This window comes from Parahalioglobus pacificus, from assembly GCF_014652275.1.
GTDB lineage: Bacteria > Pseudomonadota > Gammaproteobacteria > Pseudomonadales > Halieaceae > Parahalioglobus > Parahalioglobus pacificus.
Genome location: NZ_BMYM01000001.1, coordinates 726,667 through 740,365 on the forward strand (window position 1 = coordinate 726,667; position 13,699 = coordinate 740,365).

11 protein-coding genes are annotated in these 13,699 nt (G+C 57.0%); 5 read left to right on the forward strand and 6 right to left on the reverse strand.

All coding sequences use genetic code 11. The features are described from left to right. Positions 1-61: 61 nt before the first annotated feature. A complete protein-coding gene (locus tag IE089_RS03375; RefSeq protein WP_229802563.1) occupies positions 62-2,080 on the forward strand; it encodes a redoxin domain-containing protein in 2,019 nt (672 codons plus the stop codon). A 14-nt stretch (positions 2,081-2,094) separates the two neighbouring features. Here IE089_RS03375 and IE089_RS03380 read toward each other — a convergent pair whose 3' ends face one another. From IE089_RS03380 to IE089_RS03395, 4 genes are all read right to left on the reverse strand, one after another. Continuing rightward, entirely contained in the window at positions 2,095-2,520 is a 426-nt protein-coding gene (locus tag IE089_RS03380; protein ID WP_189475145.1) for a pyridoxamine 5'-phosphate oxidase family protein, read from the reverse strand. 6 nt (positions 2,521-2,526) lie between these two features. Next, on the reverse strand, positions 2,527-3,102 hold the full coding sequence (locus tag IE089_RS03385; protein WP_189475147.1) for a hypothetical protein: 576 nt from the start codon (positions 3,100-3,102) through the stop codon (positions 2,527-2,529). A gap of 79 nt (positions 3,103-3,181) precedes the next feature. Further along, complete coding sequence (locus IE089_RS03390) at positions 3,182-4,636, reverse strand: MFS transporter (protein ID WP_189475149.1); 1,455 nt, start codon at positions 4,634-4,636, stop codon at positions 3,182-3,184. A gap of 27 nt (positions 4,637-4,663) precedes the next feature. Beyond that, on the reverse strand, positions 4,664-7,054 hold the full coding sequence (locus tag IE089_RS03395; RefSeq protein ID WP_189475151.1) for a TonB-dependent receptor: 2,391 nt from the start codon (positions 7,052-7,054) through the stop codon (positions 4,664-4,666). 97 nt (positions 7,055-7,151) lie between these two features. Between IE089_RS03395 and IE089_RS03400 the strand changes: the two genes are divergently transcribed. Together IE089_RS03400 and IE089_RS03405 are read left to right on the forward strand one after the other, a co-directional pair. Continuing rightward, positions 7,152-9,080: a pyrroloquinoline quinone-dependent dehydrogenase gene (locus IE089_RS03400; protein ID WP_229802564.1), complete on the forward strand. Its 1,929-nt coding sequence runs from the start codon at positions 7,152-7,154 to the stop codon at positions 9,078-9,080. A gap of 31 nt (positions 9,081-9,111) precedes the next feature. Then, a complete protein-coding gene (locus IE089_RS03405) occupies positions 9,112-9,720 on the forward strand; it encodes a nuclear transport factor 2 family protein (protein ID WP_189475156.1) in 609 nt (202 codons plus the stop codon). 7 nt (positions 9,721-9,727) lie between these two features. Here the strand turns inward: IE089_RS03405 and IE089_RS03410 are convergent, their stop codons facing one another. Both IE089_RS03410 and IE089_RS03415 read right to left on the reverse strand, forming a co-directional pair. Then, positions 9,728-10,264: a DUF1254 domain-containing protein gene (locus IE089_RS03410; RefSeq protein ID WP_189475158.1), complete on the reverse strand. Its 537-nt coding sequence runs from the start codon at positions 10,262-10,264 to the stop codon at positions 9,728-9,730. After that, positions 10,261-10,860 carry a DUF1214 domain-containing protein gene (locus tag IE089_RS03415; protein WP_189475160.1) on the reverse strand — a complete coding sequence of 200 codons (600 nt, stop codon included), beginning with the start codon at positions 10,858-10,860 and terminating at the stop codon, positions 10,261-10,263. Before IE089_RS03415 ends, IE089_RS03410 begins: the two co-directional genes overlap by 4 nt. A gap of 171 nt (positions 10,861-11,031) precedes the next feature. On the opposite strand from IE089_RS03415, the gene IE089_RS03420 reads away from it, so the two are divergent. After that, on the forward strand, positions 11,032-11,682 hold the full coding sequence (locus IE089_RS03420) for a glutathione S-transferase family protein (RefSeq protein ID WP_189475162.1): 651 nt from the start codon (positions 11,032-11,034) through the stop codon (positions 11,680-11,682). A 153-nt stretch (positions 11,683-11,835) separates the two neighbouring features. Next, entirely contained in the window at positions 11,836-13,695 is a 1,860-nt protein-coding gene (locus IE089_RS03425; protein WP_189475163.1) for a serine hydrolase domain-containing protein, read from the forward strand. Positions 13,696-13,699 lie beyond the last annotated feature (4 nt).

Consider the following 13,699-nt stretch of genomic DNA (forward strand, 5'->3'; position numbering starts at 1 on the left):
TTTTTGATGAGGTATACGCCAGTATTCATGGCAGTGCCCGATAAAAGAGGGAGTAACAACAATGAATAATTCCCGAACCCCGTTTTTCACAGCATGGCTGCTGGCGGCGGTAGCGATCTTCTCAACGGCTGCTGCCTCCGCTGCGATGGATCATAGCAAGCACATGCAGCATGCCGCGCCAGCCGGAGCGCTGGCTGATATCGTTGGTATGTCTGTCGATGATTTTCAATTGCTCGACGAGCAGGGTCAGGCTCATCGTCTTTACTATTACAACGATGCACCCGCCATAGTGATCATGACGCAGGGCAACGGTTGCCCCATTGTGCGTAACGCGATGCCGGTTTTTTCGCAGGTCCGCAATGCCTATGCAGACAAGGGCGTTGAGTTTTTCTTATTGAATTCCAATCTTCAGGACGACCGTGAGTCTGTTGCCAAGGAGGTCGCGGAGTTCGAATGGGATATTCCCGTCCTGATCGATGACAACCAACTGGTAGGCGAGTCCATGCGTGTCACACGCACGGCCGAGATCTTCGTTATCGATCCGCGCACTCGCACCGTGGTCTACCATGGCCCTGTGGATGACCGCTTGACCTATCAAGTGCAAAAAGCCGAAGCCAAGCACACCTATCTGGCTGACGCGCTGGACGCCGTCATTGCCGGTGAACCAGTCCCTGTGGCCCAGGTGGATGCGCCGGGTTGTATTGTGAATTTCCCTGAGCGCGGTAAGCGTGATGCGCATGCTGCTATCTCTTACCACGATTCGATCGCGCCTATCCTCGAAGAACGCTGTGTGGCTTGTCATACCGAAGGCGGGATTGGGCCCTGGGCGATGAGCAGCTACGACATGGTGAAGGGCTTCGCGCCCATGATTCGTGAAGTAATCCGAACCGATCGTATGCCCCCCTGGCATGCCGATCCCGCGATTGGCCACTTCCTGCGGGATAAGTCACTCACGGATGAAGAAATCAAAACGCTGGTGCACTGGATAGAAGCGGGGGCGCCCCGCGGAGACGGGCCTGATCCTCTTGCGGTGCCACGCGAACTCCCCGGCGACTGGCCGATGGGCCAGCCTGACCTGATTGTGGATATCCCGGCGTTTGATGTCCCTGCGAGCGGCGTCGTGGATTACCAGCGCCCCGCCATTCTCAATCCGCTGGAGGAGCCAAAGTGGCTCAAGGCCAGCACGGTCAAAGTAGGCTCCCGCCAGGCGGTGCATCACGTGTTGACGGGTTTGCTGGAGGAGATGCCCGCCAATGGAATTGGTGATGAGTCCAAGTGGGGTGCGTCGGTCGGCGGCTATGCCGTGGGCTCAGAGTCCTATATTTCCCGCGACGACGTGGGTACCTACATGCCCGTAGGCGGTGCGATTGGTTTCCAGATGCACTACACACCCTATGGCAAGGCAGTGACGGATGCCACGCAGATAGGCTTCTACTTCTACGAAGAAGCACCAACCTACGTGCAGCGCAACACGTCAATTCTAGATGTGACGATCGAGATACCGCCGCATACGGCTCGCCACGAAGAGGTTGCGTATCTGGTGTTCCCTCGTGATGCGGAACTCTTTTATGCCTTCCCGCATGCCCACTATCGCGGGCATTCCTCCACCCTGACATTGCAGAAGCCAGACGGGAGCGAGGAGGTGATTCTGTCGCTGCCGAAATACGACTTTAACTGGCAGCGATCTTACGAGTACGTTGATCCCATTCAGATTCCGGCCGGGTCCAAGTTGATTGCGCGCTACCAGTACGACAACACGGCAAGAAATCCAGCGAACCCCGACCCTTCACTGACCATCACCTGGGGCGATCAGTCGTTTGAGGAAATGCTCTTTACCAACCTGAGCTACCGATGGGCCGAAGAGACCCGGGACAACCCCAAGCCTCACTTCGATAAGTTGATGCGAGCCGGGCAGGGCTTTGGCATGTTGGACGATGATATCGACGGCGCACTAACCAAGGCCGATCTCAAGGGCGGAGTGGGTCAGCGCATTGCGCAGAACTTTGATCGCATGGACCGAGATGGCGACGGCGTTCTCACCTGGGACGAATACATGACGGTCGTGCTGGCGCAACGCTAGGAGATCGTGCGGGCCTAGATCACACCGTCCATGGTCCGCCAGCGCTCCGGGCGCACAATATAGCGCTTCCAGTCTGAATCTGTGGTCGGCAGATTCTCGATATAGGCAAGGCCTTCCTCTTCTCCGAGGTAACGCTGGGCCATCGGTATTTCATGCAGTTCGCGATCATCCTCGGCGATCTCTATCACCGGGCCCTCAATACTCACGTAGGCTAAGGGGGCTTCGGTTTCCTGCACACACAAGCTGACGCGCGTACCCACCGCCAGTAACCGGCCTTTGCGCGATTCAGGTTGTGTTTCAAACCATAGATCACCGCCGGGTTCGTACCAATACCACACAGGTACTGCCAGCGGACCACTGTCTGGCTCATTCAGTGCCAATACGGCGATGCGGGGCTCTGCCAAAAATGCTTCTCGCTTATCGCGGCTCATGCTTCCCATGGGCTGTTACTCCGTGTCAGAGTTTGCAGTTATGGATTGCCAGCGCTGCTGCAGTCTTGCGATGGCCGATGTGGTCCAGCCTTGCTGCCAGGCGTATTGCGCCGCGTTGATCCCCAGCCAATAACCACCGTATGCTACGAAAAGCAGTTCCCAGGGATTACGGTTGTCCTGCAGCCAGTAAGCGGGCCAGGCGATGGCCAGACCAAAGTTGATGAAGGAATCAATGACTAGTTGTAGAACCAACTTAAGTACGGCACCGGCGTCAAAGCTGAACAGCAGTTCGCTCATACCGCTGATAAAAGTTGTTACATCGGGCCACTCGAGCAATAGCCAAGTATACAGCGCCACCAGTCCATAAAAGCCGCCGCCGAATCGAAACCACTTATCCATGGCGGGATTCATCTGGCGCCGGCTTTTCTTGTCCTTCTGGTTTTTGCCCAGTGCCGAAATGCTCTCTTGTAATTCGCTGACGCTATCGCCAGAGAGCCAGCCCCGGTACAGCGCCCAGGACACCATGCCAAAGGACAATGCCAGCATGGGTACACCGCCCCGTAGGAGCGCTTGCAGCATTTCACCGATCATTAAGGGTTTCCGCCATTGGCTGAGCAGCAGAGACTAGCATGTATTGGAGCTAATGCCGGAGCAAGGGTGTGAGACGGGCTTAGGCCTTGCTTTGTGCGGCGTAAGCCGATTGCTCCTCACGTCGCTCTGCCAGTGTGGCTTGAATGGATTTGCAGCGAGACTCCGAGAGCTGGTACCGCAAGAACGTAGCCGCGCCTGCCAGTTTAAGCAGTGCGATGCCTGCTCCGTAGACCCACACCAATCGGGTCAGCATTTCGGGCGTAGTATCAGCGGCACTGGTGACACCGGCAAAGCCAGCGTAGTCGATGGCCAGCCCCGCGCAAAAAGAGCCCAAGCCAAAGGTCACTTTCTGGGTGAGCATTAATGCGGAATTGAGCATGCCCTCCTGACGCAGCTGCGTGCTCAACTCCATCTCGTCCACCACGTCCGGGAGCATGGCGCCGGAGGTGTGCAGTATTGCGATGGTGAAGCACTGGTTAATCACAACAAATAGGCAGACAACGCCGAGCAAGGCGGTGCTGCCCGTAGGTGGCGTAAATCCGTACAGGTGCAGCAATGGTGCAATGGGGTGTAAGAGGCTGCTGACGACGATAAACACGATAACCGCTTTGCGTTTGCCCCAGCGCCGCGAGCCCCACAGCGCCAGTGCAGAGGAGGGCAGCAGGGCAAAGAAGACAGCGAGCATGAATACGCCAATCTGCTCACTGCTGAAGCCGTAGAAATAGCTATTGACGTGCAGCAGCATGGTATTGCCGATGCCCATTGCGACGGTAAGAATCAGGCTTGCCCCAAGCAAAACAGCGGCCGACGGGTGCTTGAAGATGGCAAGGATGTCAGTGAATGCCAGATACCAGGGGCGGCCCTGCTGCTCATTGCTGGTGCGAACCAGATAGGGAATGCGCGAGCGTGTGCTGAAGAAAGCGATCGTCATGCCGAAGGTGGCAATCAGCGCCGCAACAATGCCCACACTGCTGTAGCCCTGTGCTGCGTTCCCGGCGTCAATGGCTGCGGGTATCACCACAAACCAGGCGATGACCTGAATCAGTAACCCGCCCACGTAGCCAAAGGCAACCCGGTACACCGAGATACTGGTGCGCTCCTGATAGTCTTCCGATAGCTCCGCACCCAATGCCATGTGTGGCACCGTGTACAGCGTTAGAAAGGTGCGTACGGCAATCGCCATCACCAGATACCAGGCGAACAGGGAAGACTGCTCAAGCCCTGGGGGCGGGTTAAAGATTGCTATGAGTGCAGCGATGAATGGCAGCAGCGCCATTGCCATCAGGGGATGACGGCGCCCCCATTTGCCGCGGCGCCAGTTGTCAGATACCTGCCCGATGATGGGGTCGGAGATCCCGTCGACCACCAGTGCCAGGAGTGCGGCCAACCCGGCGAGACTGGCTGACAGCCCTAATAACTGGGTGTAATAGAAAAACAGGAAGTAGTGGAAACTCACATCCTTCGCGGCCCAGCCAAACTGCCCCAGCCCGTAGCCGAGCTTCAGTCTGGCATTCAGCGGCGGTGTTGTTTCCACGTTGCGCTGCTCGCTAGTGCGCTTCTGTTACAGCTTCACCATAAACTGTACATCCCACAGGCGCTGATTGATGGGATTGCCGGCGCAGCGTCTGATGAACTCCGAGGTCCCGAACTCCGCGCCGCCATTCACAGTGCAGCCGAAGGTGTTGTAAGCCTCTTCATCCAGCGCATTGGTCATGCTTGCCAGAATTTTGTAACGGCCGGTGTCGCTGGTCCAGGACGCTTGCAAGTCGAGAATGCTATAGCTGCCTTCACTGTCGAAGTTTTCCAGATCGAAGAAGCGCTCGTCCATATAGCTGTAGGTGCCACCAAAAGAGAACTCCCCCATGGCGGTGGGCCAGAAGTAGTGCATGGTTAACGCAAGCTTGTTCTCAGGCGTCAGCGTCAACTGGTTACCGTCGACATTGGTTGGGATGATATTGCCATCTTCGTTGCGATCACCGTAAGTGAAGTTTTCGAAGAAGGCCTCTTCGGTAATCTCGGTATTGTTGTACGAGTACGCGAGTATGGCCCGCAGGTTATCCGTGACAAGATAGGTACCGCTGACTTCCAGGCCATACATCTCGGTATCCAGATTCACCACCTCTCCTAGTGTCAGGTTGGCCGGGGGAGGCGTCTGGAAATTACGCAGCTGCTGCATATTGGTGTAATCGCTGAAGTAGCTCACCACCTCGGTCTGCAGGCGGTTGTCCAGCAGCACGCCTTTCCAGCCTAATTCGTAGGTAATGACTTCCTCTTCTTCGAAGCGTCCGTCCGAGGGTACACCCGCCGCTTCACTGTAAAACTGCTCCAGTGAGCCCAGGCGAACGCCGCCCATTTTGTAGCCGCTGGACACAGTGCCCCATAACAGTTGGTTGGAGTCTGTGCGGTAACTGAGATTGATCTTGCCGCTGACGTTATCGAAGCTATCACTGTACGTGGCGTCTATGGTGTCTGTGTAGCGCTTAGGATCACCGGCGAAGGTCGACTGACTGGCGTCAAAGGCGAAGGGCAAGCCCTCCCTTTGCAGGTCGTAGTACTGCAGCTGAGTTTCGCCGCCATCAAATTTGTCGTCGGAGTAGCGTGCGCCTACTGTCAAGGTCCAGTTATCGGTGAGCGGGATGTCGGCCTCGCCGAACAGCGCCCAGCTTTCAATGTCCAGAACCCCGTTCTGGAAGTAAATAATGCCATCGGGATTAGACCAGGTTTGGTCGAAACTGGGTGAGATCACCGTCTGGTACTGCGGCCAGTCAGGTGCGTTGATCTTGAAGGGCTGCTCGTTAAGGTCTTCAAAGTAATACAAGCCAACGATGAAGTCCCAGCTTTGGTCCCAGTCCGAGGTCACTTGCAGCTCATGCGTGGTCTGGTCCTGATATTGGCCAATGTCCAGCAGCACGCTGTAGTCCTCGTTGGGCGTGCGGTCATAATCGGTGCGCTGGTCATAGTCATACTCTACCGAACCGTAGAGGTAGGACAGCTCGGCAAAGCCCAGGTCATAGCGCGCATTGAAGGCGATGCCCTGATTGTCGGTGAGGCGCTGAAAGCCCGGTGTGTTGTAAGCCAGGCGCCGGGGGTCGCCAATGGATGGGTTCTCTTGCCCCGCCTGGCACTCTAGGAACTGGGCGCTCATGCCCAGGCCGCTCCAGAAGTTGGCGCAGTCGTAGGGATCTTCACTGACAGAATCGCCGGGAACGAAGTCGTAGGCGTATTCGCTGTACTCAAACCAGAGGTTAAGGCGATCGGTAACATCCCATTCAAGCTGGCCTTCGTAGTAGTCGCTGTTGGCTTCGCGGATATCGCGCCCGGCAAAGTTACGCTGCAGTCCATCGCGCGCGGTGTCCTGCCCGTGCAGCTTGAACCGCAGATTGTCGGTAATGGGGCCACTGATAACGCCGGAGTATTCGCGCAGGTCGTAGTTTCCCATTCTCACGCGCATATCCACTTCGAACTCCGCAGAAGGTTTGCGTGAGATGATGTTGACTGCGCCACCGGTGGTGTTGCGGCCATACAGGGTGCCCTGTGGGCCTCGCAGCACTTCCGTGCGCTCAATATTGATCGCCTGCGTGTTCAGGGAGGCTGCTTCCGATTGGTAAACGCCATCGTTATAGATGGCGACACCCGGGCTCACACCCAGCGCGTTGGTAAAGCGTCCAACACCACGAATGGACAGTCGGTTAGGTTGTTCCTGGTAGGTGAGGGAGGGCACCAGTTTTTCGTAACTGAAGGGGCTGACTACATTCAGCTCTTCCATCAGGTCGGCGGTCATTGCCGTTACCGCAATGGGTGTGTCCTGTAGCGAGGTTTCCCGCCGACTGGCGGTCACAATCACTTCTTCCAGTGCCAGCCCGTCATTCTGGGCGAATACGGGTATAGAGATCAGGCCGCTAAGGGGTAACAGGCAGGCGGCCGCCAGGGCCTTTTCAGGGCGCTTTTTCATTACGAGCCTCTGTTTTATTATCGTTATGTTGTTGCTGAACTTCCAGTATGTTATCCCTAACCACAAGAATGTAAAGGCTGCTTGGGAGCGCGCTAGTTTGACAATTACAACTGCAAAAACACGGTGGCTGGTGGCCGCAATTTTCGTGCTCTCGGCACCTACTCAGAGCGCGCCGCCACACGCTGGCTGGCCTGCTTATGGTGCAACGGCCGGCGGTACCCACTTTTCCCGTGCCAGCCAGATTACCCCTGAGAATGTTGCCCAACTGGAACAGGTGTGGGAGCACCGCAGCGGCGATGTGCGCGAGGCCGTGCGCGACCCCGAGAACTTCGTGATGCAAAGCTCGCTGCAAGTCACGCCGATTCTCGTGGAAGATACCCTTTACTACTGCTCACCGTTTAATAACGTGTTTGCTCTGGATGCGCGTACCGGCGAGCAGCGCTGGCGCTTTGAGGCCGATGTGGACATCGACAGCGAGCAGGTTTTCACCAACTGCCGAGGGGTGAGTAGCTGGCAGTCCGGTAAGACCGGTTACTGTGAACACCGCATTGTGGTGGGCACGCTGGATGCACGCTTGATCGCGCTGGATGCAGGCACTGGCGAGCGTTGCACCGATTTTGGCAACAATGGCGAGGTAGATACCAGCGAGGGGCAGGCCGAACACCACCCGCGTGAATTTGGCATTACCTCGCCGCCCGCGATCCTGGGCGACAAAATCATCACCGGCTCTTACGTGCTCGATAATCTGCGCACAGATGCCCCCGGTGGTGTCGTGCATGCCTACGATGCGCGAACAGGCGAGCGGGCATGGGCATGGAACCCGGTGCCGCCGGGCATGCCGCAGCGCCGTGAAGACGGCACCTGGGTAACAGGCACCACCAATGTGTGGTCGATTTTGTCCGTGGACGAAGAGCGCAACCTGGTGTTCCTGCCCACGGGCAACACCCAGCCAGATTACTATGGCGGTCATCGCGATGGCCTGGACTACTACTCCAGCTCGGTGATTGCACTCAATGGCGATACCGGTGAAGTGGTGTGGCATTACCAACTGGTGCACCACGATGTGTGGGACTACGACGCACCCGCCCAGCCTACCCTGGTTGATCTCACCATTGATGGCGAGAGCGTGCCTGCGGTGATACAGGTCAGCAAAATGGGCATGACCTTTGCCCTGCACCGTGAGACTGGTGAGCCGCTGTGGCCGGTAGAGGAACGGCCCGTCCCGCAACAGGGTGTGCCCGGTGAAACGCTGGCGGCCACTCAGCCATTCCCTACACACATCCCTTACACGCTGACACCGCCGTTCACGGCTGATGATGCCTGGGGCATGATGATCTGGGATGAATCAGCCTGCCGCGACAAAATCAGCGCGATGCGCAATGAAGGCGCCTATACGCCGCCATCTTTGGAGGGCAGCGTCAATTTTCCCAGTAACGCCGGTGGCAACAACTGGGGATCGCCGGCTATTCACCCGGATTCCGGTGTCATGGTGGTCTATACCAATCGCGTGCCAGGCTCCACTCGCTTGATTCCTCGGGAACAGTGCGATGAGGTGGTGCAGCAGCAAGCAGGTACACCTTACTGTGTAGAAACCTCGATGGTGACATCGCCCCTGGGCGTGCCCTGCAGTGAGCCGCCTTGGGGCACTCTGGATGGCATAGACATCGTAGCGGGCAAGCGCATCTGGAGTGTGCCGCTGGGCACCACGCGCAATATGGCACCGTTCCCATTTTGGTTCCTGAAGGGGTTGCCGGGACTGGCTGCCCCAATGATGACGGCCAGTGGGCTTGTGTTCTCGGGCATTTCCAATGACCACAATCTTCGAGCCTTCTCACTGGCAACCGGTGAAGAGCTGTGGAAAGGCGCATTGCCTACCGCTGCCAACGCGCTGCCAATGACATACCAGTTGGAAGAGGGTGGCCGGCAGTATGTGGTAATTGCGGCCGGTGGTCACTGGAGCGGTGGAAGCCCTCCTGGAGACCACTTGATTGCCTTCGCGCTCCCGGAATCCGGCAGCGCACAATAATTGAGTATTCAACCGATAACCCGAGAATCTTATGAAAGCGTTGGCCCGGTTCCCCCTATTAGTATTGTTCCTTTGCTTTGCCGGTGCGCAGGCCTCGGAGGAGGCCGCTATCGGCACTGCCATAGACCAGTTCCATCAAGCCGCCGCTGAAGCGGACCTCGACACCTACACGGGCCTGATGGCATCCGATTTCGTGTTTCTGGGTACCGATGCTACAGAGCGCTGGGAGCGCGAGAGCTTTATCAGCTTCTCAAAACCCCATTTCGATAGCGGCCAGGGTTGGACCTATACGCCCACGGAGCGCAGCATCAGTGTATTGAGTGACGGTGAAACGGCCTTCTTCGACGAGCTTCTTGCGCATGATCGCTTGGGGCAATGCCGAGGCAGTGGTGTGCTGGTGAAGCGTGATGATCGATGGCTGTTAGCGCAGTACAACCTCAGTGTACCGGTACCCAATGACATCGTTTATCAAGTGGCCAATAGCATTCAGTCCTTTGGGGCGGGTACGCCCTTGCCGGTTGCTGTGACTGTACCCGATGCCGCTTCGGACGAATCGGCGCAGACGGAAGAGGCTGCAGAGGAAGACGAGAGCTGGTGCCGCAAGCGGCGCCACAAAACCAACAAGCGGGCCGACTGTTAAGTCGAATTTATGCCGGACGGCAACTGCTCGCCGCCATTGCCTGGCGACTCTCCAAGCTATCGCCGATGGCCGATGCGCGCAGCAGCATGACGCCACGTGTGGTCGGTGATGTGAACACCTCACCGGCGAACTCTGGGGCATTCTGACCATCACTGACCAGCATCACTTCAGCTGTGCTACCGATACGGTAGGCCTGCTCACGCTGGTTAGTGATACCGGCGAAGTTATCCGTATTCATCTGATAGAACTGCAAAGACCAGTATCTCGCAGGTACTGGCGCTGTCACGGTGATGGGACCCTCCGACAGATCGTAAAAGCAAATGGCATAGAGCAGGTCAGGACTGGGCCTGACGACCTGCCGACTTGTTGCATCGGTTTCCAAGCGCGTGGTCAGCGTGTTCACCCCGCTGTCCTGACTGCCGACGTTGTAGAGCGTCTGCATCACCAGACTGGGCAGTGCCATGGCGAGCAGGTACTGGCCCAGCCAGGCACCGACAACGATGCCGGCGATCCACTTCAGGAGTGAAAGAGCACTCGTTTTCATCGGCACGCCTCCAGTGTCACCGTAGGGACCGGCGCTGAAGCAGGTGTCTCAAGATAGGCGACTCCCGGTGTATACAGCCGCAGCAGCAGGTCGAAATCATTGTCTGTGAATTTGCGCCACGGGGGTCCGCCGGAGGGCCCAATGGGAATCCAGTCGCCGGACTTCTCCTGCGCCGAGACTGAAATGACCCAGGAGCCGTCGCTATCACGGGCAAGGTTTTCGTTGTTGTAGGAGTAACGCTTTTGCGGATTGGGGATCAGGTAGTTGTCCCAACCGTAGGCCGTGATGCTCCACCAGTTAGCATCGTAGTCACCACCCTCAATGCGATAGTCACAGTTCAGCCTTAATGGCTCGCCATCCACGGAAGCAATACGGTAGTACACCGAGTTTTCGCGGGTAGAACCCAGTAGGCCACCCAGCGCAACGCTCGCACGCTGCAGGGCGTTAGCGTCCGCAGAACCCACGCTCATGTTAATGGCCCAGTCGCCATTCTGGAGACTCGTGGCGCCCAGATTGGCGCCGACGCTGCGCAGAAGAAATGCGACAGCGAGCGTGAGGGTCAGCAGGGCGGCAATCAGCCAGCGCAGTAGTTTCATGTAGTGACACCAATACCGGGGCGATTAGGACTATACCTCAGCACCGCGGACCGCTGCGAGACTGGTGCCCTCATCGCTATACAGATCACAACTACCCCTATGGCGTTAATGGAAACCGGGGTGCGCTGTGGGTAAATGGCGCCAGTGAATAAAAGCGATTGAGGTGTTGCCATGAAGGTCTATGCGAACCCGGGTTCAGGTTCCGCCTGCGTGGAGGCGACGCTGGCGGTTCTCGGTATACCGTTTGAACGGCGTTTGGTGGATTACTCGGTTGAAGGGATTAATGACCCGGATTTTGAGCTGATCAATCCACGACGACAGATACCGGCCTTGGTACTGGACGACGGCGCCTGTCTAACGGAAACCCTGGCGATTCTTCTGTACCTGGCCGATAGCCACCCCGAGTCGGGCCTGGCGCCGCCAGCAGGGTCGTTTCCGCGTGCCAAACTGGATCAGTGGATGAGCTTTGTCCTCGCGAACATCTACGAGGGTGAACTGCGCAAGAACTATGCCCAGCGCTATACCGATGGAGACCCCGATGAGGTCGAGGCTGCGGCTGAGCGTTTTGTGCTGGAGAACTACGCGCTACTGGAGAAGACCGTTACCGGGCCTTACTTTTTCGGTGACTCATTAACCGTACTGGATATCTATCTCTGGATGTTCATCAACTGGTTTGAAACCTTCGAAACCGTGGCGCCCGTGTGCCCCAAGATAATGGCGCTGGCCGAGGCGGTGATGAACCGGACAGACATCGCACCCGTGCACCGCTTCAATTTCGGCGAAGGTCTGGGCTGGGTGGCTCAGGACCACAGCGAGGCGTGAGCCGACGGGGCCGGTTTGTGGTGTTAGCGACACCGGGGTCACATTGGGCATGCGCAGCGCCTGGTTGGGTTGGTAAGAGCCTGTATGCGGCGTGTATCCAATTGCTGCCGGGGTGTAGACTGATCGTTCGTTTCACAAGGTTGTGATCTACCCGTGATTAAACAAGCCATTCGTGCGTTGTTGCTTATCGGCCTCCCGTTTGTTGCATCAGCCAGCCCACCAGATATCAATCGTACCGAGCTAGAAGCGTTCACTGATGGCTTCATGGCAGCGGCCATGGAGAATCACCATGTCCCGGGCGCGGTGATTAGTGTGGTCGCGGGTGACACCGTGCTCTTCGAGAAAGGCTATGGCTATAGCCATCTGGATACTCAGGCGCCAGTGAATGCCGATACCACTTTGTTCCGCGTGGCGTCGATTACCAAGCTGCTGACGTGGGTTGCCGTTATGCAACTCCACGAGGCAGGCGAGCTCGATCTGGACAGTGATATCAATGACTACCTGGGAGAGCTACAGGTCCCCTCATCGTTTGATACTCCCATCACACTGAATCACCTGATGGCGCATACACCGGGCTTTGAGGATCATGTCATTAGGCTGTTTGCCCTTAATGAGAGCTCTATGGAGCCCGCACCAGATATCCTCGCGCGCGAAATGCCGCTGCGCGTTCGTCCCCCGGGGGAGCTGCCGGCGTACTCTAATCATGGAACGGCACTGGCCGGATTGATTGTGGAGCGCGTCAGCGGTCTTTCCTGGGTGGAGTACGTGGAGACGGCTATTTTTCAACCGTTGGGTATGGAGCAGGTCACAGTACGACAGCCTGTTCCCGACGCGCTCAAGCCGCAGCTTGCGACCGGATACGCTTGGCGTAATGGTAGCTATCGAGCCGGCGAGTTCGAGTATGTGCCTTTGGCATCTGCCGGGGGTATGAGCAGCAGTGCCCATGCGATGGGGCGGTTTATGCGTGCCATTCTTAATGGTGGGGAGCTCGACGGTGAGCGTATTTTAGGTAAAGCGACTGTCGACCGTATGCGCAGTGATTTGTTCCGCGCTGATCCACGAATCAGCGCGGTGCTGCATGGTTTTTATGAATTCAGCAGTCACGGACAGTTCATTTTTGGCCACGGGGGCTCCACGGTGCGCTTTCAGAGCATCATGCTGTTGCTTCCCGATCACGACATTGGCATTTTCATCTCCACAAACAGTGAGTCGGGCTATGCGCTGCACAGCGACTATCGCAAGGCGTGGCTGGATAGGTATTTTCCGCAAGAGCAGGTGGTGAAGCCCCATACCTTTGACCAGACGCCGGTTGAAAATGTTGTTGGCACTTACGCCAATATCCGTAGCTCCTTTTCTGATTTCACGGAACTGGGCAGAGTCTTATCGCCACTTAGCGTGACCGAGGGTTTAGGCGCAGAAATACAGGTAACCGGCTTTGAATATCCCAGGTCGTATCGAGAAATCGATACCGGACTCTTTGAGGATAGGCTTTCGGGGGGACGTCTGGCATTTGGTTTCGATGAAACGGGCCGTGCCACCCATGTACTTTTAGGGACAGTACCCACAACGGCCTTTGAACGCCTGCCCTGGTACCACAGTCCTCGCGTTCTGGGTGCCGCGCTGGGTGCAGTCATTCTCATCTTTGTAGCGGTCTTTGTAATCTTCCCGGTGCAAAGCTTCACCTCCCACATTTATCGGGGTGCACAAGAGGTGCGTTATCGCAGAGCTGCGTGGCTGCTCGCATTGGCCGCCATCGTGTGTTTACTGCTGTTCCTGAATGTTGCCCGTGTTTCTAATCAGCTGCTGTTTGGCTTAAACGACGGGGCGAGAGCACTGCTCGTTGGCAGCTATACGATACCTTTGCTGACTTTGGTGTTGGCGAGCCGAATTCCAGCAATGTGGCGCGAAGATTTGCTGAGCGCGCCAAGTCGCGTGGGTTATCTGTTGATTTTTGTTGCCGGAGTATTTCTCAGCCTGATGCTGCTGGATTGGCATTTGTACCTGGGTTCATAGCCCC

Bases quoted from the DNA above. Each gene is read 5' to 3' on its own strand.
- IE089_RS03375 (WP_229802563.1), top strand. From the start codon at position 62: ATGAATAATTCCCGAACCCCGTTTTTCACAGCATGGCTGCTGGCGGCG.
- IE089_RS03380 (WP_189475145.1), bottom strand. From the start codon at position 2,520: ATGGGAAGCATGAGCCGCGATAAGCGAGAAGCATTTTTGGCAGAGCCC.
- IE089_RS03385 (WP_189475147.1), bottom strand. From the start codon at position 3,102: ATGATCGGTGAAATGCTGCAAGCGCTCCTACGGGGCGGTGTACCCATG.
- IE089_RS03395 (WP_189475151.1), bottom strand. From the start codon at position 7,054: ATGAAAAAGCGCCCTGAAAAGGCCCTGGCGGCCGCCTGCCTGTTACCC.
- IE089_RS03405 (WP_189475156.1), top strand. From the start codon at position 9,112: ATGAAAGCGTTGGCCCGGTTCCCCCTATTAGTATTGTTCCTTTGCTTT.
- IE089_RS03410 (WP_189475158.1), bottom strand. From the start codon at position 10,264: ATGAAAACGAGTGCTCTTTCACTCCTGAAGTGGATCGCCGGCATCGTT.
- IE089_RS03415 (WP_189475160.1), bottom strand. From the start codon at position 10,860: ATGAAACTACTGCGCTGGCTGATTGCCGCCCTGCTGACCCTCACGCTC.
- IE089_RS03420 (WP_189475162.1), top strand. From the start codon at position 11,032: ATGAAGGTCTATGCGAACCCGGGTTCAGGTTCCGCCTGCGTGGAGGCG.